Annotated in this window: 20 protein-coding genes and 1 riboswitch; of the genes, 6 read left to right on the top strand and 14 right to left on the bottom strand. The window is 66.7% G+C overall.

Features of this window, described 5'->3' with window-relative positions:
• Positions 1 to 41: 41 nt before the first annotated feature.
• Both pncB and QX039_RS17645 read right to left on the bottom strand, forming a co-directional pair.
• Positions 42 to 1,346 (bottom strand): nicotinate phosphoribosyltransferase, encoded by a 1,305-nt coding sequence (gene pncB / locus QX039_RS17650; RefSeq protein ID WP_315740644.1) that lies wholly within the window; start codon positions 1,344 to 1,346, stop codon positions 42 to 44.
• A gap of 96 nt (positions 1,347 to 1,442) precedes the next feature.
• Entirely contained in the window at positions 1,443 to 2,789 is a 1,347-nt protein-coding gene (locus QX039_RS17645; protein ID WP_315740645.1) for an amidase, read from the bottom strand.
• Between the two features lie 384 nt (positions 2,790 to 3,173).
• Here QX039_RS17645 and QX039_RS17640 point away from each other — a divergent pair, with 384 nt between their 5' ends.
• Together QX039_RS17640 and QX039_RS17635 are read left to right on the top strand one after the other, a co-directional pair.
• A complete protein-coding gene (locus tag QX039_RS17640; RefSeq protein ID WP_315740646.1) occupies positions 3,174 to 4,451 on the top strand; it encodes a PQQ-dependent sugar dehydrogenase in 1,278 nt (425 codons plus the stop codon).
• A gap of 179 nt (positions 4,452 to 4,630) precedes the next feature.
• Positions 4,631 to 5,206: a c-type cytochrome gene (locus tag QX039_RS17635; RefSeq protein WP_315740647.1), complete on the top strand. Its 576-nt coding sequence runs from the start codon at positions 4,631 to 4,633 to the stop codon at positions 5,204 to 5,206.
• 206 nt (positions 5,207 to 5,412) lie between these two features.
• Here QX039_RS17635 and panE read toward each other — a convergent pair whose 3' ends face one another.
• The 5 genes from panE to QX039_RS17610 all read right to left on the bottom strand — a co-directional run bounded on the left by panE (position 5,413) and on the right by QX039_RS17610 (position 10,049).
• Complete coding sequence (panE, locus tag QX039_RS17630; protein WP_315740648.1) at positions 5,413 to 6,336, bottom strand: 2-dehydropantoate 2-reductase; 924 nt, start codon at positions 6,334 to 6,336, stop codon at positions 5,413 to 5,415.
• 116 nt (positions 6,337 to 6,452) lie between these two features.
• Positions 6,453 to 7,190, bottom strand: a complete 738-nt coding sequence (locus QX039_RS17625; RefSeq protein ID WP_315740649.1) for an SDR family oxidoreductase — start codon at positions 7,188 to 7,190, stop codon at positions 6,453 to 6,455.
• Positions 7,191 to 7,298: 108 nt separating this feature from the next.
• On the bottom strand, positions 7,299 to 7,907 hold the full coding sequence (locus tag QX039_RS17620; protein ID WP_315740650.1) for a 2-hydroxychromene-2-carboxylate isomerase: 609 nt from the start codon (positions 7,905 to 7,907) through the stop codon (positions 7,299 to 7,301).
• 104 nt (positions 7,908 to 8,011) lie between these two features.
• A complete protein-coding gene (locus tag QX039_RS17615) occupies positions 8,012 to 9,310 on the bottom strand; it encodes an MATE family efflux transporter (RefSeq protein ID WP_315740736.1) in 1,299 nt (432 codons plus the stop codon).
• A gap of 166 nt (positions 9,311 to 9,476) precedes the next feature.
• On the bottom strand, positions 9,477 to 10,049 hold the full coding sequence (locus QX039_RS17610) for a DUF2239 family protein (RefSeq protein ID WP_315770601.1): 573 nt from the start codon (positions 10,047 to 10,049) through the stop codon (positions 9,477 to 9,479).
• 164 nt (positions 10,050 to 10,213) lie between these two features.
• Between QX039_RS17610 and QX039_RS17605 the strand changes: the two genes are divergently transcribed.
• Positions 10,214 to 10,879, top strand: a complete 666-nt coding sequence (locus QX039_RS17605; RefSeq protein ID WP_315770599.1) for a glutathione S-transferase — start codon at positions 10,214 to 10,216, stop codon at positions 10,877 to 10,879.
• Between the two features lie 3 nt (positions 10,880 to 10,882).
• On the opposite strand, the gene QX039_RS17600 is transcribed toward QX039_RS17605, so the two are convergent.
• Together QX039_RS17600 and ggt are read right to left on the bottom strand one after the other, a co-directional pair.
• The gene (locus tag QX039_RS17600) at positions 10,883 to 12,289 is read right to left on the bottom strand and encodes a serine hydrolase (RefSeq protein ID WP_315770597.1); all 1,407 of its coding nucleotides are present in this window, start codon (positions 12,287 to 12,289) and stop codon (positions 10,883 to 10,885) included.
• 167 nt (positions 12,290 to 12,456) lie between these two features.
• The gene (ggt, locus tag QX039_RS17595) at positions 12,457 to 14,163 is read right to left on the bottom strand and encodes a gamma-glutamyltransferase (RefSeq protein ID WP_315770684.1); all 1,707 of its coding nucleotides are present in this window, start codon (positions 14,161 to 14,163) and stop codon (positions 12,457 to 12,459) included.
• 169 nt (positions 14,164 to 14,332) lie between these two features.
• Between ggt and QX039_RS17590 the strand changes: the two genes are divergently transcribed.
• Positions 14,333 to 15,736 carry an MFS transporter gene (locus tag QX039_RS17590; protein WP_315770595.1) on the top strand — a complete coding sequence of 468 codons (1,404 nt, stop codon included), beginning with the start codon at positions 14,333 to 14,335 and terminating at the stop codon, positions 15,734 to 15,736.
• 78 nt (positions 15,737 to 15,814) lie between these two features.
• Here the strand turns inward: QX039_RS17590 and purH are convergent, their stop codons facing one another.
• The 3 genes from purH to QX039_RS17575 form a co-directional block, all read right to left on the bottom strand.
• Positions 15,815 to 17,407 (bottom strand): bifunctional phosphoribosylaminoimidazolecarboxamide formyltransferase/IMP cyclohydrolase, encoded by a 1,593-nt coding sequence (gene purH / locus QX039_RS17585; protein WP_315770593.1) that lies wholly within the window; start codon positions 17,405 to 17,407, stop codon positions 15,815 to 15,817.
• 23 nt (positions 17,408 to 17,430) lie between these two features.
• Positions 17,431 to 17,511, bottom strand: a riboswitch (ZMP/ZTP riboswitch).
• A 184-nt stretch (positions 17,512 to 17,695) separates the two neighbouring features.
• Positions 17,696 to 19,411 carry a heparinase II/III family protein gene (locus tag QX039_RS17580; RefSeq protein WP_315758723.1) on the bottom strand — a complete coding sequence of 572 codons (1,716 nt, stop codon included), beginning with the start codon at positions 19,409 to 19,411 and terminating at the stop codon, positions 17,696 to 17,698.
• A 244-nt stretch (positions 19,412 to 19,655) separates the two neighbouring features.
• The gene (locus tag QX039_RS17575; RefSeq protein ID WP_315770591.1) at positions 19,656 to 21,008 is read right to left on the bottom strand and encodes an RsmB/NOP family class I SAM-dependent RNA methyltransferase; all 1,353 of its coding nucleotides are present in this window, start codon (positions 21,006 to 21,008) and stop codon (positions 19,656 to 19,658) included.
• A 195-nt stretch (positions 21,009 to 21,203) separates the two neighbouring features.
• Here QX039_RS17575 and QX039_RS17570 point away from each other — a divergent pair, with 195 nt between their 5' ends.
• Positions 21,204 to 21,458 carry a DUF1674 domain-containing protein gene (locus QX039_RS17570; protein WP_315740657.1) on the top strand — a complete coding sequence of 85 codons (255 nt, stop codon included), beginning with the start codon at positions 21,204 to 21,206 and terminating at the stop codon, positions 21,456 to 21,458.
• 84 nt (positions 21,459 to 21,542) lie between these two features.
• On the opposite strand, the gene QX039_RS17565 is transcribed toward QX039_RS17570, so the two are convergent.
• Entirely contained in the window at positions 21,543 to 22,049 is a 507-nt protein-coding gene (locus QX039_RS17565) for a L,D-transpeptidase (RefSeq protein ID WP_409998828.1), read from the bottom strand.
• Positions 22,050 to 22,265: 216 nt separating this feature from the next.
• Positions 22,266 to 24,218, bottom strand: coding sequence for an acetate--CoA ligase (gene acs, locus QX039_RS17560; RefSeq protein ID WP_315770589.1), 1,953 nt, complete (start codon positions 24,216 to 24,218; stop codon positions 22,266 to 22,268).
• 377 nt (positions 24,219 to 24,595) lie between these two features.
• On the opposite strand from acs, the gene QX039_RS17555 reads away from it, so the two are divergent.
• Positions 24,596 to 25,783: a DNA topoisomerase IB gene (locus tag QX039_RS17555; RefSeq protein WP_315770588.1), complete on the top strand. Its 1,188-nt coding sequence runs from the start codon at positions 24,596 to 24,598 to the stop codon at positions 25,781 to 25,783.

Here is a 25,783-nt window from a genome sequence, read left to right as displayed (position 1 = left end):
AACGTGGCAGGAAAGAGAAATCGCCGTGGGCTGTCGGCGGCCTAGACGACGACCGGCGTGCGCACCCGGCCGGCATCGCCGAACACGCGGAGATAACGGGCGATCTCGGCGGGATCGCCGGTCGCCTTCTCCGGGTTGTCGGACAGCTTCACGGCGGGATGCCCGTCTGCCGACGTCACCTTGCAGACCAGCGAGATCGGATCGAGGTCGACCGAGCCGTCCGGCGAGCAGCCGACGAAATCGTTGGTCAGGTTGGTGCCCCAGCCGAACGACAGCCGCACCTGATCGGAGAATCGATGATGGAGCTGCTCGATCGATTCGACGTCCATCGCGTCGGAGAACACGAGCAGCTTCTGCTTGGGATCGCGCCCCTTCGATTTCCACCAGGCGATGATCTCCTCGCCGGCCTGGATCGGCGGCGCGCTGTCGGGACGGAAGCCGGTCCAGTCGGCGACCCAGTCGGGTGCGTCGCGCAGGAAGGCCTTGGTCCCGAACGCGTCGGGCAGCGCGATCAGCAGGTTGCCTGCGTAGGTCTGCCGCCACTGGTCGAGAATGCGATACGGCGCGAAGCGCAGCTCGTCATCGTCCTTGGCAAGTGCCGCCGCAACCATCGGCAGCTCATGCGCGTTGGTGCCGATGGCCTCGAGGTCGTTGTCCATCGCCAGCAGCACGTTGGAGGTGCCGGTGAACGACGAGCCGAGACCTTCCTTGACGGCCTCGACGCACCAGCGCTGCCACAGGAAGCCGTGGCGGCGGCGGGTGCCGAAATCCGACAGCCGCAGCCCCTCGAGCTTGCGCAGCCGCTCCACTTTGGCCCACAGCTTGGCCTTGGCGCGGGCGAACAGCACGTCGAGTGCGAACCGGCCCTGGCCCTTCATGGCCTGGCGCGAGCGCAGCTCGTTGACGATCGCGAGCGCCGGGATCTCCCACATCGTGGTGTGGGTCCAGGGTCCGTGGAAATGCAGCTCGTACTGGCCGTCGGACTTGCGCAGCTCGTATTCGGGCAGGCGGAAATTGGCGAGCCAGGCGATGAACTCCGGCGAGAACATGTGGGTCTTGCCGTAGAAGGTGTTGCCGGCCAGCCAGATCAGCTCCTTCTTGGCGAAGCGGATGGTGCGGGCGTGATCGAGCTGGGCGCGCAATTCGCCTTCGTCGATGACGTCGCCGAGCCGCACCCGCCGGGTCCGGTTGATGACCGAGAAGGTCACCTGCTGACTCGGGTAGAACTCCCGAATCATCTGCAGCATCAACAACTTGTAAAAATCGGTGTCGAGCAGGCTGCGCACGATCGGATCGAGGCGCCAACCGTGATTATAGGTTCTGCTCGCGATGTCTGTGACTGTCATGTGATCGTTTTACAGCGCTGGCCGCAAACCCGCCACTGGGCTTGTCGCAGGAGGCCATCGTGGCGCAGCGGTATCCTTGCTCGGGGTTCGTGGCGGCTATTTGCGCGCCAGGAGCGGCACGCCGGGGTCGAACGCCAGCACCGCTTCGGCCCATTTCGCGACGCGGAGCACATGGAGGTCGTTGCGATAGGGGCCGGCGATCTGTACGCCCAGCGGCAGGCCGTTGTTGCCGAACCCGGCCGGCAAGGAGACTGCCGGCGCTCCGACGAAGGTCCAGGGCGCGCAATATTCGGCGTCCCCCGTCCAATCCAAGCCGCGCGGCGCTTCGCCGAACGCCGGCAAGGTGAGCACTGCGTCGAAGCCGTCGAGCTCAGCGGCGAGCGCCTTCTGCCTGAGGGCCTGGGCCGCCTTCGCGGCGAGATATTCCATGGCCGTCTTGCTTCGCCCGCTCTCGACGTGGCCCTTCATGACCTCGCTGACCCGGTCGGGATGGCGCGCGATCAGATCGGAGAAGATCGTGGTCGCCTCGCTGAGCATGATCGTGGTGATCGCATGCCCGTTCACCGCGTCGAGCTCTCTCAGTTCGATCTCGGTGATCGTCGCGCCGGCGCTGCGCAGCTTGTCGATGACGGACTCGAATACGGTCTTCTGCTCCGCCTCGGCGCGCTCCCATTTGGCGAAGCGCACCACCGCGAGCCGTGGCGTGCGGTGCGGCGTGAGGCCCTGGTCGATGCCGACGGTGAAGCCCGGCAGCGGCCGGCCGTGGCGATCATCTGCGCTGGTGCCTGCCAGCAACGAGAGGGCGAAGGCCACGTCGTCGACGCGGCGGGCGAAGAAGCCGACATGGTCGAGCGACGGGCTAAGCGGATGCACGCCGCCGCGTGGAATCGCGCCGAAGCTCGGCTTGAAGCCGACGACGCCGTTGAAGGCCGCCGGTCGGATCACCGAGCCGAGTGTCTGTGTTCCCAGCGCCAGCGGCACCAGGCCGGCCGCAACCGCGGCGGCTGATCCGGACGATGAGCCGCCCGGTGTGTGCTCGGGGTTCCATGGATTGACGGTGGGACCTGGATGGCGCCAGGCGAATTCAGTGGAGACCGTCTTGCCGAAGATGGTTGCGCCGAGATTGCGCAGCCGTTCGACCACCCAGGCGTCCGCATCCGGCACGTGATCGCGATAGATTTGCGAGCCGTTGGTGGTCGGCATGTCCGAGGTGGCGATGATGTCCTTGATGGCGACGGGAATTCCACCGAGCGGGCCGGTCTTTGGAACGACATCCCGCGGCAGATATTCGAATGCTTTCAGCTGCGGTTCGATCGCCTGCGTCTTCTTCAGGCATTCTTCACCATAGGTGATGGCCGCTGCGGGGTCGGCTGCGAACCGCCGCAGCAGGTCGAGGACGCCGGCACCGGCCTTCGGTGTGGACACAGGGAAACGCTCGGACATTCATCGATCCTGTCGACTTGATCTCGTTGCCGGGCGGTGAACGGCCGCAGCGTGTTGTTCCGATCCTATCGGCTGTTCAAGCACACGCCAATCGTCCGGCCGATCGGCGCATATGAATACAGCGCATGGCGGCAGGCCCGTGCCGCGTGGCGGACAATCGCCGATGCGGCGCAGGCACGCGCACGGACACGCGCATCTGGCATGGCATGAGTGGAGCGGCATCATTTGAGCCTCGCGCGAACCTGGCAGCAATCCGCTTCTCACCCGCTCAGGATGTGCTACCATTTTCGAGCAGGACCACTGATGTGGTCGGCCAAAGGACGTCTTCAGATACGTTCCGATAAGTAGACGCAGCCACATGAGCTGCCTCATGGGAGTGAAGCGATGACATCGGCTTTTCACCGAAGCATTCTTGCGCTTGCAACAATAGGTCTCCTCGCCGGCACCAGCATCGCCGGCGCGCAGCAGCAATCCGATCAGGGGAAGGGCCTGAAGAAATACGAATCCGGCACCAAGGAGTTCTGGACGCATCCGCCGGACGACTGGTTCCTCGGCGACGAGACCGAGGCGCAGAAGGGGCTGGCGCCGCCGTCGGGCCCGCCGACCGGCGCGTCCGATGCCGAGCTCGCGAAGATCGTCAAGCAGGTGAAGCTGCCGGACGGCTTCAAGATGGAGGTCTGGGCCTCGGGCGTGCTCGCCGCGCGGCAGATGGCCTGGGGCGACAAGGGCACGCTGTTCGTCGGCTCGTTCGGGCTTGGCAACGTCTATGCCATCACCGACAAGGGCGGCAAACGCGAGGTCAAGACGGTCCTCAAGGGCCTGAACATGCCGACCGGCCTCGCCTTCCAGGACGGCAATCTCTACGTGATCGCGGTCGACAAGCTGATCAAATACGAGAATGCCGAAGCCAGTCTCGACAATCTCGGCCAGGGCAAGGTCGTCTACGACGACATGCCGTCCTATGCGGCGCATGGCTGGAAATACATCGCGGTCGACAAGGAAGGCTGGTTCTATATCCCGTTTGGACCGCCCTTCAACATCGGCATCCCGCCGACGTCAGTCGCGCAGATCCGCCGAGTCGATCCGCGCACCGGCAATGCCGAGATCTATGCGCTCGGCGTCCGTAACAGCGTCGGCGGCGACGTCGACCCGCGCACCGGCAAATACTGGTTCACCGAGAATGCGCGCGACTGGGTCAGCGACGATCTGCCGAGCGACAAGCTCAACATGATCTCGAAGATCGGCGAGCATTTCGGCTATCCCTATTGCCACCAGGGTGACCTGCCGGATCCGAAATTCGCGATGGGTCACAAGTGCTCGGAGTTCACACCGCCAGTGCTGAACCTCGGTCCGCACGTGGCGCCGCTCGGCATGAAGTTCTACACCGGCGACCAGTTCCCGGCGGAGTACAAGAACAACATCCTGATCGCCGAGCACGGCTCCTGGAACCGGCACAAGTACCAGGGCGCACGGATCATGCGCGTCATCGTCGGCCCCGACGGCAAGGACGCCAAGCAGGAGGTGTTCGCCTCCGGCTGGCTCGAGGGCGACCAGGGCTATCTCGGCCGCCCCGACGACATCATCCTCGCCAAGGACGGCTCGATCCTGGTGGCGGACGACTGGGCCGGCGCGATCTATCGCATCAGCTACGAGAAGAAATGAGCTCGTCGTGAAAGCGGGGCTGCGCGCTGCCTTACGGCGGCCGCAGCCCCAACTATTTTGAATGTCGCGCGTTGATCAAGGACGACGTGCCGCACCCGGTCGCGGGTTTCGGGCATCGTCCGCGCGCCAAAGCAATGATGGGAGCGAGAACGCCTGCGATGAATCCAGGGACCTCCAGAATGCACCTGGTGATGGCCGCCGCGCTGATGCTCATGCTTGCGGCGCCTCCGGCCGACGCCGCCGATATCGAAGCGGGCAAGGCCAAGGCCGAGCTCTGCGCCGGCTGCCACGGCGAGAACGGCATCTCGCAGACCGAGAACATTCCTTCGCTCGCCGGCCAGCAGGATCAGTTCATCCAGTGGCAGCTCGTGTTCTTCCGCGCCGGCACGCGCAAGAACGAGGCGATGAAGCCGATCGTCGATCAGCTCACCAACGAGGACATCCGCAACCTCGGCGCCTATTTCGCCTCGCTGCAGCCGGCCAAGGCGCCGCCGGACAACGATCCGGATCTGTCGGCCAAAGGCGCGCAAGCCGCCGCCGGCCGGCGCTGTGCCTCATGCCATCTCGACAGCTATGCCGGCACCAAGGGCGTGGCGCGGCTCGCCGGCCAGCGCGAGGAATATCTCGTCAAGGCGCTCCACGACTACAAGTCCGGCCAGCGCGTCGGCGGCAGCCAGGCCGCGATGACCGATGTTGCCTATCCGCTAAGCGACGAGGAGATCACGGCGCTGGCGCATTATCTGGCGCATCTGTAGTTGGGACGTCGCCCAGATCACAACTGTCGTCCCGGCCTTGCGCCGGGACCCATACCGCGGAAGCTATCGAGGGACGTCGGTGAGAGTGGCCTGCTTCACTACGGACGGTGGCTATGGGTCCCGGCGCAAGGCCGGGACGACATCGGAGTCTGTGGCGCCGTCGTGCCTGACCAACGGTTCGGCGAACACCGAGGCGATACCAAGAGCTACTTGCCCCGCTGAGCCTCGTACACCTTCAGCTGCGTGTAGGATATGCGCAGGCGCGGCACCGGGACCTTGGCGGCATCGGCGCGGGCGACGAGATCGCCGATGACGTGATCGGCCTCGACCGGAAGGCCGGCGCTGAGATCGCGGAACATCGAGGCGGTCATCGGTGATCCCTCCGCGGTGAGCATGCCGGAGACGCGCTGGAAGAACGCGCCGGCTGGGGGGTAGCCTGCGGCCGCAGCGGTGGCGCTGCATTCGTCGAGCATGCCGAGCAGGAAATCCTTGCCGCCCGGCGCGGTCAGGATCACGCCGACCGGCGCACGCATCAATGTGGTCGATGCAGCGAGCGAGGACAGGAACACCCACTTCTCCCACATGTCCTGCATGACGTGGTCGCTGGCCGACGCATTGAAATTCCCGCGCCGGAAAATCTCGAAGATCGCGCGGACGCGGTCCGACGATCCGCCGTCGCGCTCGCCGAAGCTCAGCGATTGCATCGGCTGCAACTGCACGACCTCGCGCTGCTCGTTCAGGGTCGCGGCGATGGCGCAGAGCCCGCCAAGCACGCGCGCGCGCCCGAACCTGGCGTCGAGCACGTCGAGATGCTTCATGCCGTTGAGCAGCGGGATGATCGCGGTGTTCGGACCCACGGCCGGCGCGAACGAGGTGATCGCATCGTCGAGGTCGTAGGCCTTGCAGCTCAGCAGCACGACGTCGAAGTGCTGCTTCAGAGTGTCCGCCTGTACGGTCGGCGGATTGGGGAGGGTGACGTCACCGGTCGGACTGCGGATCACGAGGCCGGCACTGGCGAGTTCAGCCGCGCGGCGCGGGCGGACCAGGAAGGTGACATCGGCGCCGGACTGCAGCAGCCGGCCGCCGAAATAGCCGCCGATGGCGCCGGCGCCGACGACGAGAATACGCATGGGTAGGTCCTCTCTCTCAGCGAGGTCTCATCATGCAGGAGCGAATAGCGAATGGCGAGTAGCGAATGGGGATGGCCACCATGCCCTACTCGCTACTCCCTGTTCGCCATCGCTTCTCACCATTTCTCGCCAAACGGACGGATCTCCATCTCGAAGGTCCAGGCGCTCTTCGGCTGCTGGTAGAGCTGCCAATAGGCACCCGCGACCGAGGCCGGCGGCATCAGCAGGTCGGGATTGTCCAGCGCCTCCTTGCCCCAGAGTTGGGCGCGGCGCTCGCGCACCCAGGCGGTATCGACGCCGGAATCGATGATCAGGTGGGCGACATGGATGTTCTGCGGCATCAGTTCGCGCGCCATCGCCTGCGCCACCGCGCGCAGGCCGAACTTGGCCGAAGCGAAGGCGGCATAGCCGGAGCCGCCGCGCAGCGAGGCGGTCGCGCCGGTGAAGAAGATCTTGCCGCCGCCGCGGGGCAGCATCAGCCGGGCGGCCTCGCGCCCGGTGACGAAGCCGGCCCAGCACGCCATCTCCCAGACCTTGCGGAACACGCGGTCCGTCGTCTCGAGGATCGGGAAATTGACGTTGGCGCCGACATTGAAGATCACGACCTCGAGCGGCGCATGCCTGTCGGCGTCGTTGAGGAAGGCGGTGGTCTCGTCCTCCTTGCGGGCATCGAGCGAGCGCGCCACGATCCGCCCGCCAGCGGCCTCGACCTCCGCGACCAGCGGCGCGAGCTTCTCGCCATTGCGCCGGCCGGCGAACACCGTGAAGCCTTCGGACGCGAATTTCTTGACGATCTCGGCGCCGATGTAGTCGCCGGCCCCGACGATCGCGACGGTAGCGTTGCGCTGTTGCATGCTTGCTCTCCCGATCTCACTTCAGCGTCATTGCGAGGAGCGAAGCGACGAAGCAATCCAGCCTTGCTTTGCGGCGGGATCGCGTCGCTGCGCTCGCGATGACGACAATCACTTGCCCAGGATGTATTCCTCGACGTCGCGCAGCTGTTCCTTGCCGAAGAACATCTCATTGCCGACGAAGAACGTCGGCGAGCCGAACGCGCCGCGCTCGACCGCGCGCTGGGTGTTCTCCACGAGCTTCGCCTTCACCTCGGGCTCCTGCGCCCGGGCGAACAGCTTGGCCCCGTCGAGCCCCGACGACGTGATCGCAGCCACCGCGACATCGGGATCGTCCATCTTCTTTGGCTCGCGCCACATGTGGTGGAACGCCGCGTCGACATAGGCCTCGAACACGCCCTCGAGCTGGGCCGCGATCGCCGCGCGCATCAGGTTCAACGTATTCACCGGGAAGTACGGGTTCCAGACCCAGGGCTGCACCTGGTAGCGCTTGAGGAAGCGCTGGGTCTCGACCTCGTGGAATTCACGCTTGTTCCTGATGCCGGCGAGTGACTCGGCCGGTGACTTGTTGTTGGTCGCCTTGAAGATGCCGCCGAGCAGCACCGGGACATAGTAGAACTGGACGCCGATCCGCTTCACGATCGCTGGGATCGCCTCATGGCTCAGATAGGCGTTGGGACTGCCGAAGTCGAACATGAATTCTGGCGCAGGACGGCTCATGGGCGGTCTCCTCGGTTTTTCACATTGTGGTCCAGCGCAGCAGCTCCGTCCAGGGTTTTATGACGGTCATCATATTCCAGCGGCCGGAAGACGCCGGTGGTGCGTCAGATCATCCGGCGCACCGTCCGCTTGCGCCACACCAGGAGATAATAGCTCATCTGCAGCAGCATCATCGCGGCGAACGTGATGGGATAGGCGAGCCAGACGCCGTCGAGCCCGATGCTGCGGCTGAGCCAGGTGGCGGCGGGCACCTCGATCGCGGCGATTGCAAACGCCGAGATCGCCAGCGGCATCCACACCGTCCCGGAGGCGCGCATCGCCGACGAGAACGTGATGGACATGCCGAACAGCACGGAGCTCCACAGCACGATGTGCAGCGAATGCTGCGCCACCTCGATGACGGCAGGGTCGGTGATGAAGAGTCCCATCAGCACCCGTGAGAACAGATAGCCGATCGCGACCAGGCCGCCGGTCAGCACCACGTTCATCTCGATGCCCGTCCGCACGATGTCGCCGATCTGCTCGGCCTGGCCGCGGCCGATCGCCTGGGCGCCGAAGATCGAGACCGAGATCGCGATCGACAGCGCCGGAAACTGCACATAGCCGAGCACCTGGTTGACCGCGCCATAGGCCGCCGTCGCGTCCGAGCCGAAGCCGTTGACGAGGCCGATCAGCACCATCTCGGCCAGCGACATCACGATCATGCCGATCGCGGCGGGGATGCCGAGCCGCAACACCGCCCGCAACAGTCTCGGATCAGGCAGCATGCCCCGCAGGAATGCCGCATCGATCGCCAGCGGGTGCTTGCGACGACGCAGATGGACATGGAGCCAGGCCAGCGTCGTCAACGTCGAGATCGCCGAGGCCCAGGCGGCGCTGGCGACGCCGAGGACGGGCGCGCCGAGCCAGCCGCGGATGAAGACCGGGGTGAGCACCAGCCCGAGCGTGGTCGATGCGGCGAGCGAGGCCAGCGGCGTCACGGTGTCGCCGACGCCGCGCATCTGCGACGACAGCAGGATGTAGGCGAAGGTCAGCGGCATCGTGATCATCATGATGCGGGCATAGCCCGCGGTTGCATCAAGGATGTTGGCGGGCGTGGCGAGCGCGGTCAGCAATTGGCGGCTGAACACGCCGCCCAATACCGCGATCAGGCCGCCGAGCAGCAGCGCAATGGTCAGCGTCGTGCCGGCGACCTGCTTCACCTTCGCGGGCTCACCGGCGCCCCAGGCCTGGCCGATCAGAACGCCGGCACCTGAGCCGAGGCCCATGACGAAGGAGACGAAGAAGAACATCGCCGGGAAGAACACCGAGACCGCGGCGAGCGCATCGACGCCGATCATCTGGCCGAGATAGACGTTGTTGATGGTGCCGAACAGCGACTGCAGGATGTTGCTCAGCATCATCGGAACGACGAACGTCAGGAACGGCTTGCGCAGCGAGGCGGTTGGCGGCGACACGGCATGTTTCTCCGTCGACCGCTCTTCATTCGGAGTACGGTCGCGTTGCGAGGAATTGGAACGAGAGCCGCCGCGAACGGCCGCTCTCATTGACTGTTGAAATCAGCCGATCTCACTCGGCGCGGTGGCGGTGCGCGAGTGCGACGGCGTGGTCGCGGATGTCGGCCGGCCAGTCCGCGATCAAGGCGGCGAAGCGGCCGAGATCGCCGGCGAACAGCGCCCGCGATGCCTCCTCGAACTGCGGCAGGTTGCTGCCGATCCCGGACATGAAATGATAGGCCGCATCGCGTGCCTCACGGGCGCGGTCGGTGTCGCCGCTGGCACGGCGGGCGTCGTGGACCAGCTTGCGCAGTGCGACCGAGGCGCCGCCCGGCTGCGCGTTCAGCCAGTCCCAGTGCTGCGGCAGCAAGGTCACCTCGCGGGCCACGACCCCGAGCTTCGGCCGGCCGCGGCCACGCGGCTCGCTCGGCCCTTGGTTCGCGGCCGCGCCGGCTTCGACCGGCAGGCGCGCCAGGATCTCCCGGTCGTTGCCGCGCAGATCGAGGTCGATCGGCTGTCCGGTGCGGTCGCTGAAAATCATGATCGGCTCGGTGCCCGGCGCGGCGTGTTTCAGCACCAGTGCCACCTTGGGCAGCGGCCCGGCGGCGACCCGGGTTTGGCCGGCAAATGCGGTGAAGGTGTCCATATCGGCAGTCCCATGTGATCACCCCAATAAGACCCGGGTGAAATTAAAGTCAATATTACCCGGGTAATTATTTCATGCCGGGGTGAGGATCCCGGCGCCTCGCCGAACCCGTCCTGTCCTGCTACGGAACGGCGCCCGCCACCCGATCCGTCCCTGGAAACCCCATGCTGACCGTTCACCACCTCAACAATTCCCGCTCGCAACGCGTGCTCTGGTTGCTCGAGGAGCTCGGCGTGCCCTATGAGATCATTCGCTACGAGCGCGAGCCCGACATGCGGGCGCCGAAGGAGCTGCGCGCCATCCACCCGCTCGGCAAGTCGCCTGTCATCACCGACAACGGCAACACCGTCGCGGAGTCCGGTGCGATCGTCGAATATCTGATTGAGACCTACGGCAATGGCCGCCTGATCCCGCCGCCGAAGACACCGGAGCGGCTGCGCTATTCCTATTGGCTGCATTACGCCGAGGGCTCGGCGATGCCGCTGCTGCTGCTGAAGCTGCTGTTCAACATCATGCCGAAGCGAGCGCCGGCGCTGCTGCGTCCGATCGTGCGCAAGGTGTCGAACCAGGCCTTGAGCACACTGGTCAATCCGCAGCTGAAGCAGCACATGGCGTTCTGGGAAAGCGAGCTGCAGAAAAGCGAGTGGTTCGCCGGCGATTCGTTCACCGCGGCCGACATCCAGATGAGCTTCCCGCTGCAGGCGGCGGCATCGCGCGGCGGCCTGGAGCAGGGCCATCCGCGGGCGATGGATTTCCTCGCGCGCATCGAGGCGCGGCCTGCCTACAAGATCGCGCTGGAGAAGGGCGGGCCCTACGAGGTCGGCCGCTGAGCGCTATTTGGCGGCCGTCGCCGGCGCCGCGGTCGCCGCAATCACCTCGCGCACCAGCCGGGCGACGCCCTTGATGTCGCCGTTCGGATCCACGGAATCGCCGAGCCGGACCACGACCATGCGCTGGCTCGGCATGATCACCAACCGCTGGCCGAGCAGGCCGAAGGCGAAGAACGCGTCCGGTGGAATTCCCGCGCGGGCACGTCCCTGCGCGTGAAAATGCTGGCTGCGGTTGGTCCACAGCCCGGCGCCGTAGTCGGTGTCCAGCGTCGCAGTTGCCGACATCGCGACCCAGCCTTCCGGGAGAATGCGCCGGTCGCCGACGACGCCGTCGCCGAGATAGAGCAGTCCGAGCTTCGCCCAGTCGCGCGCGCTCGCCAGCATGTTGCCGTAGCCCTGAACGGTCCCGCTCCCATCGTATTGCAGCGTCGCGCTGCGCATGCCGAGCGGGTTGAACAGCTCGCGCCAGGCCAGCTCGATGGTCTGCTCCGGTCCCCCGGCGGCGTCGCGGATGATGCGCGCCAGGATCTGGGTGCTCGCGCTCGAATAGGCCCAGCGCTGGCCGGGCGGCGCGATCAACGGCGCATGCACCGCGAACGCCGCCATGTCGCGGTGGATGTCCATCTGGCTCGACGGATCGAAGCCGGAATTGGTCTCGTCCAGCGCCAGGCCTGATGTCATGCGCATCAACTGCTCGATCGTGATGTCGTGGCGCGGATCTCTGGCCTCGCGCCACTCCGCGACCGGCGCCGGGATCGACGGGCTCAGCTTGCCCTGCCGGGTGAGGATGCCCAGCAGCGCATTGGTGACCGTCTTGGTCATCGAGAAGCCCACAAGTGGCGTATCGACGCCGATGCTCGGCGCATAGCGCTCTGCGATCAGGTGACCATCCTTGACGACGACGACCGCCTTGGTGCGGCGGAACGGCGGGTTGGCCGGCTCCTCGAAGGCGTGATCCAGCGCCGCCTTCAGCGCGGGATCGCTGGGCTCCACCGCCGTGTTTTGCGCGAAGTCGGGCAGGGCGGGAGCAGGCCCCGCAGCACGCAGCGCAGCGACGTCGGTGTGCGGCAGGTAAGGCGGCTTCTGGCCCTGGAGCGTCACGCAACCGAGGCCGTCGTGAAACGAGGCGCGGGTGGCGTGCAGGCCGAGCAGCGACGCCTCCACCAGGCGCATGTCGGGCTCCACCCGGTAGCGCATCACGGCCCGCAACCGGCGCAGACCGGGCCGTTCCATGGTCTCCGCAAACACCGTTTGCGGATCGAGGCCGGAGACGTAGGTCTTGGCGCAGATCATCTCGGCGACCGCGCTGGTCGCGACGCGCAGCGCCCGGTCAGGCCGATAGGTGAGCCATCCCGCCACCAGCAGGGCCGCAAATACCAGCAGACCGACCACGAATCTTCGCAAATGCACCAGAACGTCCGACACCGTCTCGCGGGCGAGCCTCGCTGCGCCCTGGTATACTTCTAACGCGCCTCGGTCACCACGCCAACGGAGGGAAGCGGGTGAAGGGCCCCGCTGGGCGGCGGCAAATCGTCATCCGGGGCCACGATGTCCGACATCGCCTGGGAACCGGCGCCTCAGCGCCCGGCTGCGGTGGCGCCCTTGCTGCGCGGATCCGGCGCGCCGACGAATCCATCGGACGTCACCAGGATGGAGTTGGCCGAGGTCCGTCCCATCGGCTCCTCGATCTTGTGACCTCGGGCGCGCAGACCGGCGAGCACGTCATCGGCAAAACCCTTCTCGATTCGGACCTCGTCGGGCATCCATTGGTGATGCAGGCGAGGCGCGGTGACGGCCTGTCGGACGTCCATCCGATAGTCGAGCACGTTGATGGTCACCTGCAGCACGGTCGAGATGATGCGGCTGCCGCCCGGGGAGCCCGTGACGAGCACGGGCTTGCCGTCCTTCAGCACGATGGTCGGCGACATCGACGACAGCGGCCGCTTGCCGGGACCGGGCAGATTGGCTTCGAAGCCGACCAGGCCGAAGGCGTTGGAGGCGCCGGGCGCGGCCGTGAAATCGTCGAGCTCGTTGTTGAGTAGCACGCCGGTGCCCTCGGCGACGAGGCCGACGCCATAGGGGAAGTTCAGCGTGTAGGTGTTGCTGACGGCATTGCCGTCATTGTCGACGACCGAGAAATGCGTGGTGTTGCTGCCCTCCCGCAGCGGCGTGGTGTTGAGCACGTCGCCGGCGCTGGTGGCGTGCGCGGGATCGATCCCGGCGCGCTGGCGCGCGGCATAGTCCTTCGACAACATCGCGCGCACCGGCGCGTCGACGAAGGCGGGGTCGCCGAGATAGCGCGCACGATCGGCATAGGCACGCTTCATCGCCTCGATCAGCAGATGCAGCGACGCGGGCGAGCCCTGCTTCAGCTCAGCGAGCGGAAAGCCTTCGAGGATGTTCAGCATCTCGACCAGCACGGTGCCGCCCGACGACGGCAGCGGCATCGACACGATGTCATAGCCGCGATAGGTGCCGCGCACCGGCGTGCGCAGCACCGGCTGGTAGGATTTGAGATCGTCCGCTGTCATGATGCCGCCGGCATCCTGGATCGCCTTGGCGAGTTGGTCGGCGACCGGCCCTTCATAAAATCCGCGCGGGCCCTGCTCGGCAATGGCGGTGAGCGTCGCCGCCAGATCGCGCTGGATCAGCCGGTCTCCTTCCCTCAGCACCGTGCCGTCGGGACGAATGAAGATCGCGGCCGACGATTTCCATTTGGCCAGCCGCGGCGCCATCATCGGCAGGGTGACGGCAACGTCGTCGGTGACCGGGATGCCGTCGCGCGCCAGCACGATCGCCGGATGCAGCAACTGCGCCAGCGTGAATTTGCCCGAGCCGTATTTCTCCAGCGCCAGCGCGAGACCTGCGACCGATCCGGGCACGCCGATCGACAGCGCGGAGTCGCGCGACTTGGCATTGTCGGGCTTGCCATCGGCGCCGAGGAAGATGTCGCGCGTGATGGCAGCGGGGCCGGTCTCGCGATAGTCGATCGCCACGTCGTCGTTGGTCCCGGCGATGTGAATGACCATGAAGCCGCCGCCGCCGATGTTGCCGGCAACGGGATAGGTGACCGCCATCGCAAAGCCGGTGGCAACGGCGGCATCGACTGCGTTGCCGCCGAGCGCGAGGATGCGCTGGCCGACTTCGGCTGCGATCCTCTCCTGTGCCACCACCATGCCATGCGCGGGCGGCTGCGCCGGCGCGGCGACACCGGGTGGCTGCGGGATGTCGATGGCTTGCGAATCCAGCGCCCGCGCCGGCAGGCAGCCGGCCAGCAACAGCATGAAACCCGCAAGGAGCCGTCGTCGATCAATCGTGAACGTGGTCATCGCAATTCCGCCGTTGCTGACATCCGCCTGGGATCGTCAGATGTTATAGGGCCGCGTCGCCGGCGTAAAACGCGACACCGTGATCGTCGCAGGATGCGACGCCGTGATCGCAAAGGATCTTCGAATGGCCGTCACCACGATCGAGACCTCTGGCACTGCCGACGGCCGAATCTATCCCGGGCGCGCGGCCGTCGTCAGCTGGATCTTCTTCGATTGGGCGGCGCAGCCCTATTTCACGCTGATCACGACCTTCGTCTTCGCGCCCTATTTCGCGGCGCATGTCGCGCCGGACGCGGCGAGCGGCCAGGCGCTGTGGGGCTTTGCGACCGCCGCGGCCGGCATCGTCATCGCGCTGCTGTCACCGGTGTTCGGCGCCATCGCCGATGCCACCGGCCGCCGCAAGCCATGGATCGCGGCGTTCGGCGCGATGCTGGTGATCGGCGCCTCGCTGATGTGGATCGGGCGTCCCGGCGCGCCGGAGCTGATCCCGCCGCTGCTCGCGGTCTACGTGATCGCCACCATTGGAGTCGAGTTCGCCACGGTGTTCAACAACGCGATGATGCCGACCTTGGTGCCGCCGGAACGCATCGGCCGGCTGTCCGGCACCGGATGGGCCACCGGCTATGTCGGCGGCATTCTCTCGCTCGTCATCGTGCTCGGCTTTCTCGCCGCCAATCCCGATAGCGGCCGCACGCTGTTTGGATTCAAGCCGCTGTTCGGGCTCGATCCCGTGAGCCATGAAGGCGACCGCATCTCCGGTCCGCTCACCGGGCTCTGGTTCATCGTGTTCGTGCTGCCGATGTTCCTGTTCACGCCGGACTTTCCGGCGCGGCACCGGTTGGGCGCGGCCGTGCGCGAAGGCATCGGTCAGTTGAAGGAGACATTGCGCAGCCTGCCGCAGCAACGTGACGTTGCGTTCTTTCTCCTCGCCAACATGATCTACACCGATGGCCTCGTCTCGCTGTTCGCCTTCGGCGGCATCTATGCCGCCGGCACGTTCGGCTGGAACACGATCCAGATCGGCACCTTCGGCATCATTCTCGCCGCCGCCGGCACGTTCGGCGGCTGGCTCGGCGGCAAGCTGGATGATTTCCTGGGGCCGAAGCGCGTGATCGCCGGCAGCATGACCTTGCTGCTGCTCGCGATCATCGCGATTCTCATGGTGAGCCGCGAGTCGATTCTGTTCATTCCGGTCACGCCGGCGGTGCCCGGCGGCCCGCTGTTCGCCTCGCTGCCGGAGCGCGCCTATCTCTTGCTCGGCTGCATCATCGGCGCCTGCGGCGCGCCGCTGCAGGCGGCCTCGCGCTCGCTGCTGATCCGGATGGTGCCGAAGGAGCGCGTGGCGCAATATTTCGGCCTCTTCGCGCTCACCGGCAAGGTCACATCGTTCATCGGCCCGCTGCTGATCGGCACCATCACCGCGGTCACTGCGAGTCAGAAGGCCGGCATGGCCGTGCTCGTGCCGTTCTTTGCGGTGGGGCTGGTGTTGCTGGCGCGGGTCAACTCAGACCGTCATGCCCGGGCTTGACCCGGGCATCCATCCCGCTTCGACAGGCTCTTCTTCAGACGATGGATTGCCGGGTCAAGCCCGGCAATGACGACCTCGCTAGTGCCGGAAGTGCCGCACGCCGGTCAGCACCATGGCGATGCCGTGCTCGTCAGCCGCCTTGATGACCTCGTCGTCCTTCACCGAGCCGCCCGGCTGGATCACTGCGGTGGCGCCGGCCTCGATGCAGGCGAGCATGCCGTCGGCGAACGGGAAGAACGCGTCGGAGGCGACGACCGATCCCTTGGTCAGGGGCTCGGCGAGCTTCAGCTCCGCGGCCGCATCCAGCGCCTTGCGCGCGGCGATGCGCGCCGAATCGACCCGGCTCATCTGCCCGGCGCCGATGCCGACCGTTGCCGAATCCTTGGCATAGACGATGGTGTTCGACTTCACGTGCTTGGCGACGCGGAAGGCGAAGCGCAGGTCACGCAGCTCGGCCTTGGTGGGCGCGCGCTTGGTCACCACCTTCAGCTCCATGTCATCGACGACGGCATTGTCGCGGCTCTGCACCAGCAGGCCGCCGGACACCGTCTTCGCGGTGAGGCCGGCCTCGCGCGGATCGGGCAGGGCGCCCGCCAGCAGCAGCCGCAGTTTCTTGCGGCCGGCGATGATGGAGATCGCCTCCTCGGTGGCGTCGGGCGCGATGATCACCTCGGTGAAGATGCCGGTGATCGCGCGTGCCGTGGCGGCGTCGAGCTTGCGGTTCATCGCGATGATGCCGCCGAACGCCGAGGTCGAATCGCAGGCCAGCGCCTTCTGGTAGGCGGTGACGAGATCGGGCCCTTCGGCGACGCCGCACGGGTTGGCGTGCTTGACGATGACGCAGGCGGCGGTGCGCGCCGGATCGAACTCGGCGATGCACTCATAGGCCGCGTCGGTGTCGTTGATGTTGTTGTAGGACAGCTCCTTGCCTTGCAACTGGCGCGCGGTGGCGACGCCGGGACGGCGGCCGGGCAGCGCGTAGAACGCCGCATGCTGATGCGGGTTTTCGCCATAGCGCAGCGACTGGATCAGCTTGCCGCCGAAGGCGCGGTAATCGGGCGCGTCGTTCTGGATGGTGGCGGCGAACCAGTTGGAGATCGCGGCGTCATAGGCGGCAGTGCGCGCATAGGCCTTGGCGGCAAGCCGGCGGCGCAGCAGCAGCGTGGTCGAGCCGTCATGCCGCGTGAGGTCGTCGAGCACAGCGTGATAGTCGTTGACGTCGACGACGACGGCGACGTCCTCGTGGTTCTTCGACGCCGCGCGGATCATCGCCGGGCCGCCGATGTCGATGTTCTCGATGCAGTCGTTGAACGGGGCGCCGCGTTCGACCGTGGCCTCGAACGGGTAGAGGTTGACGACGAGCAGGTCGATCGGCGCGATGTCGTGGCTCTTCATCGCCGCCGCATGCTCATCATTGCCGCGGATCGCGAGCAGGCCGCCATGCACCTTGGGGTGCAGGGTCTTGACGCGGCCGTCCATCATCTCCGGAAAGCCGGTGAGGTCGGAGACGTCCTTGACCTTCAGGCCGGCCTCGGAAATCGCCCTGGCGGTGCCGCCGGTCGATACGAGCTCGACACCGCGCGCCGCAAGCGCGCGCGCGAACTCGACCAGACCGGTCTTGTCGGAAACGGATAACAGGGCACGGTGAACGCGACGAAGCTGATTGGTCATGGGCAGAGTCCTTGTGCAGGAGTTCAATTTGCCCAGGCGCACGGCGGTCAATCCCGCGCTCCCCGATGGTGCTCCATCCAAAGTCGCCAGTCGCACGAGAGCGGGCCTCATATCAGCTTTTGCCGCCCGCGACAACGGGTGGGCGATCAAACGATCATCCTGGCCTCACAGCTCACCATGTGGGTGCACGGTCTCGCCCGAACATCGGCCGCGTCCCGAGGGCCCGCCGAAGGCGGACGTCTCGACGGACGGTGATGTGAGATGATCTGAGAAGCGAGAGCCAGGGTGTTACAGCGGCAATTCCGGCTCTCTCCGAGCATTGCGGCGTCCGTTGGTCTCGGTCGGCGACGCCGACGAGCGCACGAAGCTCCAGCGGATCGATGGGGCTTGCTGCGCGTCCTGCCGGATCACCAGCTGCGTGGTGCGGCGCGGACCGTCATTGCCGGCGAGAAACACGCTGTCCTCGAGATCGACGCGATCGTCGAACGTCTCGAACGTCCAGACCTCGCGATTGGGCAGCACCAGCATGGCGCCGCGGCCGTCGCTGAGCCGGCTGGCCTTGACGGCCGGATGCAGATGGAAGCGCAGCGCGTAGTCCGAGCCGCCGCCGCGAAGTCGGGCGCCTTGCGCCGGCGTCACGGTATCCTCGCCGTCGAGCCGGGAGCCGTCCTCGGCCGCCACCAGCACGCGGCGGTGGACGAGGCCGAACTTCGCCGCGTAGCCATTGTGCGAGGTCGACAGCACGGTGCCGTCGGGCACGACCTCGCGGAAGTTCTCGACCCGCGTCGGACCCGACACGATCGGCGCGCCATGCAGCAGGCGCTTCATCGCCGACATCTCGACGAAGGTGCAGGACGAGGTGTTGTGATAGGTCAGCGTCGAATGCGCCACCGTGCTGCGCGCGAAGGCGCGCCAATTGTCGCGGCCGGTGGACGGCATGCCGCAATTGATCACGATGCGGCACGGTCCGGAGGACATCTCGAAGGCGAGACAGCCGGCATGGGCCTCATGGCTCAGATGCGGCGGCGGCGGCGCACCGGTGTCGACGATCACCGTCATCGGTCCGGCGTCGAGCCGCTGGAAACCGGAATGCGGCATGCTCGCCATCGGCGTGCCGTGGGTGTCGTCATAGGCGAGCAGGGTCGCCAGCAGGTCGGACGGGGTGCCGCCCATGCCATTGAACAGCGCCATGTTGCCGTCGCCGTGCCGGAAGAAGCGCAGCATCGGCATCATGCGGTCGATGGCGTTGAGCAGCGCCGGCGGCGGGGCGATGTTGCGGGCCGCAAACGTCTGCCGCAGCGGCAGCAGGTCGATCAGCAGCTCGATCAGCGCGCCCGGATTGCGCGACACGTGGCCGCCATCGGGCAGGATCTGCCGCTGCAATTCGTCGGAGAGTTTTCGGGTCGCGCTGCGGATGTGCTTGGCCTGGTTGGCGAGGCACAGCGCCGCATAACACAGTGCGATCAGCACCTGCAGCCGCGGCGCGCCATCCGGGATGTCGATGGTCGAATAGCGCAGATAGCGGATCTCGCGGGTCAGCCCCCGAAGATAGCGGCGGTAGAACTTGCCGTCGGAATCGGCCAGCACCAGCGGCGCCTGCGACAGCAGCGAGATCACCCGCCGGGCCAGCACGTCGGCGCGCCGGCTCAGCGGATGGCGGCCGATCTGGTTGGTGATCCAGTCGTCGACCAGGGCACGGGCGTTGGCGCGGGTCAGCGCGGTGTCGGCTGCGCGCAGATGTCGCAGCCAGCCGAAGCCGAGCAGGGCGACCTCCCAATCCTCCGATGGCGGCTCCAGGTCGAAGATCGAGCGGCCATGGCAGGTCACGATCTTGCCGGCGAAGACGAAGCGGCCGGCATAGATCTCGGCGGCCCGCGTCGCGTCCGAAGTGCGCAGGTCATGCGGCGCAATGATGAGTCGGTCCGCCCGTCCGGGCCACAAGCCGGACACGGATACCGATACACCGCTGACGTTGGACATCAGGCTGCGCGCAAAGCGGCCCATCACCAGCGTCGATATGCGTCTGCGTTGAGCGGCGGACACGCCAAGCCTTGGATTCAGAGAGGGATTCGGTTGCGCATCCTTCATAGATCGCAACTGCCGCCGATACACCATTTTTGGCCCCGGTGCAGCACCATCGCGGGACCAGAATCTGGTGCAAAATCAGGATTTAACGGACTAACGCAACGCCGACGCCCTCAACCCGCGACCGACGCAGGGCCGGCGCACGGCGCGCACGATGACACGCTCACGGCCGCCGCTCCAGTCTCGCCGCATAAAATCCGTCGAGACCGCCAAGCCGGGGGTCCTGGTGCGGCAAATGGCAGGGCAGAGTGCGCAGGTCGCCGGCCGGCGTGACCAGCTCGGCCAGTCCTGCCACCTCGCCAGGGGTGACGGGGATGCGGCGCAGCTCGGTGGTTTCGGCCAGCACGCGCTCGACCACCTGCTCGCCCTCCTCGGGCTCCAGCGAACAGGTACAATAGACCAGGGTTCCGCCCGGCTTGAGCAGGCCGCTCGCTCGGGTCAGCAGCCGCGCCTGGAGTGCTGACAGGGCGGCGATGTCGGCCTCGCTGCGCAACCAGCCGACATCGGGATGGCGCCGAATGGTGCCGGTTGAGGTGCAGGGGGCATCAAGCAGCAGGCCGTCGAAGCCGCCGCTTTCGGCGGGCTGCCATTCGGCGGCATCGGCCACGACCGTCTCGGCCGTGAGCTGCAGCCGGGTCATGTTGTCCTTCAGCCGGTTCATCCGGGCCGGCGACCGGTCGACCGCGGTGACGCGGGCGCCGCCGTGGGCAAGCTGGGCCGTCTTGCCGCCGGGTGCGGCGCAGAGGTCGGCGATGGTCTTGCCGCCGACGTCGCCGAGCAGCCGTGCAGGCAGGGCGGCGGCGGCGTCCTGCACCCACCATTGGCCCTCGACGAAGCCCGGCAGGACTGTCACCGAACCATGCAGCACGGTGCGCACGGTCCCGGTCGGCAGCACCTCACCATGCAGCCGCGACGCCCATTGCGCCGGGTCCGACTTCACTGTCAGGTCGAGCGACGGCTCCTGGCCGAGCGCCGCGGCGATGTCCTTCGCGGTCGCTTCGCCGTAATGATCGATCCAGCGCTTGAGCAGCCAGGGTGCGATGTCGAGCGGCTGGCCGGTGGCGTCGTCGAGCAGGCCCGCACCCTCGCGCGCGCAGCGCCGCAGCACCGCGTTGACGAGCCCGGCATACTTCGCGGCGCGGCGGTCGGCCTGGACCAGGCGGACGGAGAGGTCGACGGCGGCGTGGTCGGGGACGTCCATCCACAGGATCTGGGCGGCGCCGATCAAGAGCGCGCTCTGCGCCCGCGGCGCGTCGGTCGGCACGCCGCGATCCAACAGCCGCGACAGCACGTGGCCGAGCGTTCCGAGCCGCCGCAGGGTGGTGGCGACCAGCCGGCGCATCAGCGCGCGGTCGCGGTCGGCGAGATGCTTCAGTCCGGGATGCGCGCCGGTTCCGTCGAGCTGATCGTCGAGGGTGCGATGCTTGTGCAGCACGCCGTCAACCACGTCGGCGGCGATGCGGCGTGCCGCCAAGCCTGGGACTTCGGAAGGGGTCGCAAAACGCGGCGGAGGCATGCCTGGGAATTACTCGCGAAAGAAGAAAGGCAGTTCCGCGACGATCGGGTGCATGCCATCAGCTTGCGGGTCCTCTGTCACCGGAATATGCCAAATGTAAGAATCGGCTCCGCATTTTTTAGACCTGTTTTATCGCGTGCGCTCACACGATCTGATGATATCGGGAACGATCCGGTTCAACGGTGGAATGGTACGATGAGTAACGAGCCCAAGAGTGAGTCCAAGAGCGGGCCTGAGACCAGGCCCGCATTGTCGGTGGTCGCCAGCAACGACAATCCGCGCAAGCCGCTGACGCCGGCCGCGCAGCGCGCGCTGGCCGAGGCTGAGGAACGCCGCCGACTGGCAGCAGAACAGACGAAGCCGATGCCGACGGAGTTGCAGGGGCCGAAAGGGCCGGAGCCGACCCGTTACGGCGACTGGGAGAAAAAGGGAATCATCTCGGACTTCTGACGGGATGTCCGCGCGCGACGTTCGCGGTTCGGCGCCGGGCTCGTCGGTCCCGCGTTCGCTGCGCTTCCGTATCGCAACGGTGACTCAGCGCGTGACCACCACCGTCGTGCCGATCGACACGCGCTCGTAGAGGTCGGTGATATCGGGGTTGAGCATGCGGATGCAGCCGTAGGACACGTAGCCGCCGACCGAGTTCGGCACGTTGGTGCCATGGATCGCATATTCGCCGCCCGCGAGCGTCATGGCGGCGACGCCCATCGGGTTCTGCGGCGAGCCGCCGGGGATCACGTCGGGGATGTTGGGCTTGTCGCGCTTGACGTCGGCCGGCGGCGCCCAGGCCGGATATCTGTACTTGCCGTCGATCTTGGTGGTGCCGGCCCATTGCCGGCCGGCCTTGCCGACGCCGACTGTGTAGCGCATGGCGTGGCTGCCATCGAGCACGAGATAGAGCTTCCGCTCGCCGGTCCTCACCACGATCGTCCCCGGCGAATAGTCGCCGGCGATGGCGACCAGCTCGGGACGGGCCGACGCAGAGTCGGCCGTCGTGACCATGGCTCCGACCACCGACGCGGCCACCATCGCGGCCTTCATTGTCAGCCTGCCCGCCCCAGTCCGCATCGCCATCCCCTCACCTGCCGTCAAGGTGCCCGCTCCCCGGCCGGGAGCACGCGGATGGCTTGAGGAAAGAAAAACTTCGTCTGCAAGTAAATGACCTGAAAACAACACTCCCGCGGAATCAGCCGCGGGAGTGCGATGAGCCTTGACGACTGCGGCGAGCGCGTCTCGCGCCCGCCGAGCATGGCGTGCCTACGCCTGCTTCTCCTTGCGGTTCTGACGGTGCTGCACGAGGTCGTCGACCACGCCGGGATCGGCGAGGGTCGAGGTGTCGCCCAGTGCGCCCGGCTCGTCCTCGGCAATCTTGCGCAGGATGCGGCGCATGATCTTGCCGGAGCGGGTCTTGGGCAGGCCAGGGGCGAACTGGATCTGGTCGGGCGAGGCGATCGGGCCGATCTCCTTGCGCACCCAGGCGACGAGCTCCTTGCGCAGCTCCTCGCTCGGCTGCTCGCCGGCCATCAGGGTGACATAGGCGTAGATGCCCTGGCCCTTGATGTCGTGGGGATAGCCGACCACGGCGGCTTCCGAGACCTTGGCGTGGGCGACCAGCGCGCTCTCCACCTCGGCGGTGCCCATGCGGTGGCCGGAGACGTTGATGACGTCGTCGACGCGGCCGGTGATCCAATAGTAGCCGTCGGCGTCGCGGCGGCAGCCGTCGCCGGTGAAGTACTTGCCCTTGTAGGTCGAGAAGTAGGTCATCTCGAACCGGGCATGGTCGCCATAGACGGTGCGCATCTGGCCCGGCCAGGAGCGGGTGAGGCAGAGATTGCCTTCGGTCGCGCCCTCCAGCGGCTTGCCGTCGGCATCGACGATCTCCGGCACGACACCGAAGAACGGCCGCGTCGCCGAACCCGGCTTCAATTTGGTCGCGCCCGGCAGCGGCGTGATCAGGATGCCGCCGGTCTCGGTCTGCCACCAGGTGTCGACGATCGGGCAGCGGTCGTCGCCGACGACGCGGTGATACCACTCCCAGGCTTCAGGATTGATCGGCTCGCCGACCGAGCCGAGCAGGCGCAGAGACGCGCGCGAGGTCTTCTTGACCGGCGCGTCGCCGCCCTGCATCAGGGCGCGGATCGCGGTCGGCGCGGTGTAGAAGATGTTGACCTTGTGCTTGTCGATGACGTTCCAGAACCGCGAATTGTCCGGATAGTTCGGCACGCCTTCGAACATCAGCGTGATCGCGCCATTGGCCAGCGGCCCATAGAGGATGTAGCTGTGGCCGGTGACCCAGCCGACGTCGGCGGTGCACCAGTAGACGTCGCCGTCGTGATAGTCGAACACGTATTGATGCGTCATCGCGGCGTAGACGAGATAGCCGCCGGTGGTGTGCAGCACGCCCTTGGGCTGGCCGGTCGAGCCCGAGGTGTAGAGGATGAACAGCGGATCCTCCGCATGCATCGGCTCGCACGGGCATTCGGTGGTCACCATCTCCGCGGCCTCGTGGTACCAGAGGTCGCGGCTCGGGTTCATCTCGATCTTGCCGCCGGTGCGCTTGACCACGACGACCCAGTCGACATTGTCGACCTTGTTCAGCGCGGCATCGACATTGGCCTTGAGCGGCACCTTGCGGCCGCCGCGCAGGCCCTCGTCGGCGGTGATGATGATCTTGGAATCGCAGTCCTTGATGCGCTGGGCAAGCGAGTCCGGCGAGAACCCGGCGAACACCACCGAGTGGATGGCGCCGATGCGCGCGCAGGCCAGCATTGCATAGGCGGCTTCCGGGATCATCGGCAGATAGATGGTGACGCGGTCGCCCTTCTTGACGTTGCGGTTGCGCAGGATGTTGGCCATCCTGCACACCTCGTCGTGCAGCTCGCGATAGGTGATGTGCTTGGATTGCGAGGGGTCGTCGCCCTCCCAGATGATCGCGGTCTGATCGCCGCGGGTGGCGAGGTGACGGTCGACGCAGTTGTAGGCGGCGTTGAGGACGCCGTCCTCGAACCATTTGATCGAGATGTTGCCGGGGGCGAAGGAGACGTTCTCGATCTTCGTCGGCGCCTTGACCCAGTCGACGCGCCTGGCCTGCTCGGCCCAGAAGCCGTTGGGATCCTTGATCGAGCGCGCGTACATCTCCTGGTACTTCGCGTCGTCGACAAAGGCGCGTTTCGCCCATTCGGCCGGAACGTCGTAGATCTTCTCGGACATTTCACACCCTCCACATGCGGCCCGCCGTGGTCCAGCGCAGGCCGTCGTTGTTCCCACTATGCGTCCGCGTAACCGGCGGCGACAAGGCAAGACAAGTAGAACCTTCGGCGGGGACCCGGTCTGCGCAGGATCAAAGAATTGTGCGCGGAGGTTGCGGCAGCCGGCCGCGCGGCAGAGGTCGCGACAATCAGCAGCATCAAGGTTACCCAGAATCGGGTCGCTGCCCGGTATTTTGAAACCGCTTTGCCCAAAATTAGGGACTCGCTATCCGGCCCATCACGCCCTAAATCGCCTTGAAGCTGTGGATAACTGGGCCGGAACCAAACCGGACTCCGGGGCATTGAGCGGATCAACACGACGGCAGGGCGTCTAAAGCAATGATGGACCAGCAGAATTTCGAGAGCCCGCGGGTCGGCCCGGCCGACGCCGAGGTCGCGCTCGCGAAAGCGCTGGGCCAGTGGCCGTCCAAGCCGCCGCGCCGCAAGCTGACCTTGAAGGATCTGGCCCACGCCAAGACCGCCGACGCCCAGGGCAATGCCAAGACCTCGGTCGAGGAGCTCGCCAAGCGCATCGGGCTGAAGCTCGGTGACCAGGCCGAGCTGACCATCCGCCGCATCAAGCGCGGCAAGAGCTATACCTTCATCCGCGCCAATGGCACCCCGATCCGCCACGCCGGCACGATCCGCCGCCTGCACGCCATGGCGGTGCCGCCGGCCTATCGCGAGGTACGCTACGCCCCCGACCCGAGCCTGCACCTGCAGGCGGTCGGCGTCGACGCCGCCGGCCGGCTGCAATACCGCTATCACGCCGACTGGGAGAAGGTGCGCGAGCATCGCAAGGCGCATCGCCTCGCCAAGCTCGTCGGCGCGCTGCCGCGCATCCGTCGCGCGGTGTCGAAACATCTCGCCGGCGACGAGCCGACGCGCGAGTTCGCGCTCGCTGCTGTCATCGAGCTGATCGCGCGCACGGCGATCCGCCCCGGCAACGAATCCTATGCGCGGCTGAACGGCACCCGCGGCGCCACCACGCTCTTGAAGTCGAACGTCGCGCTCGAGGACGACAGCCTGGTGCTCACCTTCAAGGCCAAGGGCGGCAAGGCCGTGCGCAAGGAATGCGACGCCGCCAAGTTGGTGCGGGCCGTCGGCATCCTGCGCGGCGTGCCCGGCCGGCGCATGTTCCAGTATCGCGACGCGCAGGGCGTCGTGCGTGCGGTCTCGACCACGCAGGTCAATGCCTTCCTGCGCGAGATCGCTGGCATCAAGATCTCGCTGAAGGATTTCCGCACGCTGATGGCCTCCGCCGTCGCGCTGGAGACCTTGTCGCGGATCACGCCGGCGCCGAGCGCGCGCGGCCGCAAGAAGCAGATCCTGGAAGCGATCCGCGCCGCCGCCGACGAGCTCACCAACACGCCGGCGATCTGCCGCCGCAGCTATGTGCACGACACCATCGTCACGGCGTTCGAGGACGGCATTCTCGAACGCTTCGCCGCCACCATGAAGGGCCAGCGCTCGCAGACGCGGCGCGAGCAATTGCTGGCGCAAGTGGTGACGGCCGTCTCGGCCTGA

The organism is Bradyrhizobium sp. SZCCHNR1043, assembly GCF_032489675.1.
Taxonomy (GTDB): domain Bacteria; phylum Pseudomonadota; class Alphaproteobacteria; order Rhizobiales; family Xanthobacteraceae; genus Bradyrhizobium.
Note: the sequence above shows the minus strand (reverse complement) of the source record. Positions and strands in the feature narration are given on the sequence as shown.

Coding starts and splice junctions, on each gene's coding strand:
- QX039_RS17625 (WP_315740649.1), bottom strand. CDS start 7,190: ATGCAACAGCGCAACGCTACCGTCGCGATCGTCGGGGCCGGCGACTAC.
- purH (WP_315770593.1), bottom strand. CDS start 17,407: ATGACCAATCAGCTTCGTCGCGTTCACCGTGCCCTGTTATCCGTTTCC.
- QX039_RS17610 (WP_315770601.1), bottom strand. CDS start 10,049: ATGGACACCTTCACCGCATTTGCCGGCCAAACCCGGGTCGCCGCCGGG.
- acs (WP_315770589.1), bottom strand. CDS start 24,218: ATGTCCGAGAAGATCTACGACGTTCCGGCCGAATGGGCGAAACGCGCC.
- QX039_RS17635 (WP_315740647.1), top strand. CDS start 4,631: ATGCACCTGGTGATGGCCGCCGCGCTGATGCTCATGCTTGCGGCGCCT.
- QX039_RS17645 (WP_315740645.1), bottom strand. CDS start 2,789: ATGTCCGAGCGTTTCCCTGTGTCCACACCGAAGGCCGGTGCCGGCGTC.
- pncB (WP_315740644.1), bottom strand. CDS start 1,346: ATGACAGTCACAGACATCGCGAGCAGAACCTATAATCACGGTTGGCGC.
- panE (WP_315740648.1), bottom strand. CDS start 6,336: ATGCGTATTCTCGTCGTCGGCGCCGGCGCCATCGGCGGCTATTTCGGC.
- ggt (WP_315770684.1), bottom strand. CDS start 14,163: ATGCTGTTGCTGGCCGGCTGCCTGCCGGCGCGGGCGCTGGATTCGCAA.
- QX039_RS17615 (WP_315740736.1), bottom strand. CDS start 9,310: ATGATGCTGAGCAACATCCTGCAGTCGCTGTTCGGCACCATCAACAAC.
- QX039_RS17605 (WP_315770599.1), top strand. CDS start 10,214: ATGCTGACCGTTCACCACCTCAACAATTCCCGCTCGCAACGCGTGCTC.
- QX039_RS17640 (WP_315740646.1), top strand. CDS start 3,174: ATGACATCGGCTTTTCACCGAAGCATTCTTGCGCTTGCAACAATAGGT.
- QX039_RS17620 (WP_315740650.1), bottom strand. CDS start 7,907: ATGAGCCGTCCTGCGCCAGAATTCATGTTCGACTTCGGCAGTCCCAAC.
- QX039_RS17570 (WP_315740657.1), top strand. CDS start 21,204: ATGAGTAACGAGCCCAAGAGTGAGTCCAAGAGCGGGCCTGAGACCAGG.
- QX039_RS17555 (WP_315770588.1), top strand. CDS start 24,596: ATGATGGACCAGCAGAATTTCGAGAGCCCGCGGGTCGGCCCGGCCGAC.
- QX039_RS17580 (WP_315758723.1), bottom strand. CDS start 19,411: ATGGGCCGCTTTGCGCGCAGCCTGATGTCCAACGTCAGCGGTGTATCG.
- QX039_RS17575 (WP_315770591.1), bottom strand. CDS start 21,008: ATGCCTCCGCCGCGTTTTGCGACCCCTTCCGAAGTCCCAGGCTTGGCG.
- QX039_RS17590 (WP_315770595.1), top strand. CDS start 14,333: ATGGCCGTCACCACGATCGAGACCTCTGGCACTGCCGACGGCCGAATC.
- QX039_RS17565 (WP_409998828.1), bottom strand. CDS start 22,049: ATGAAGGCCGCGATGGTGGCCGCGTCGGTGGTCGGAGCCATGGTCACG.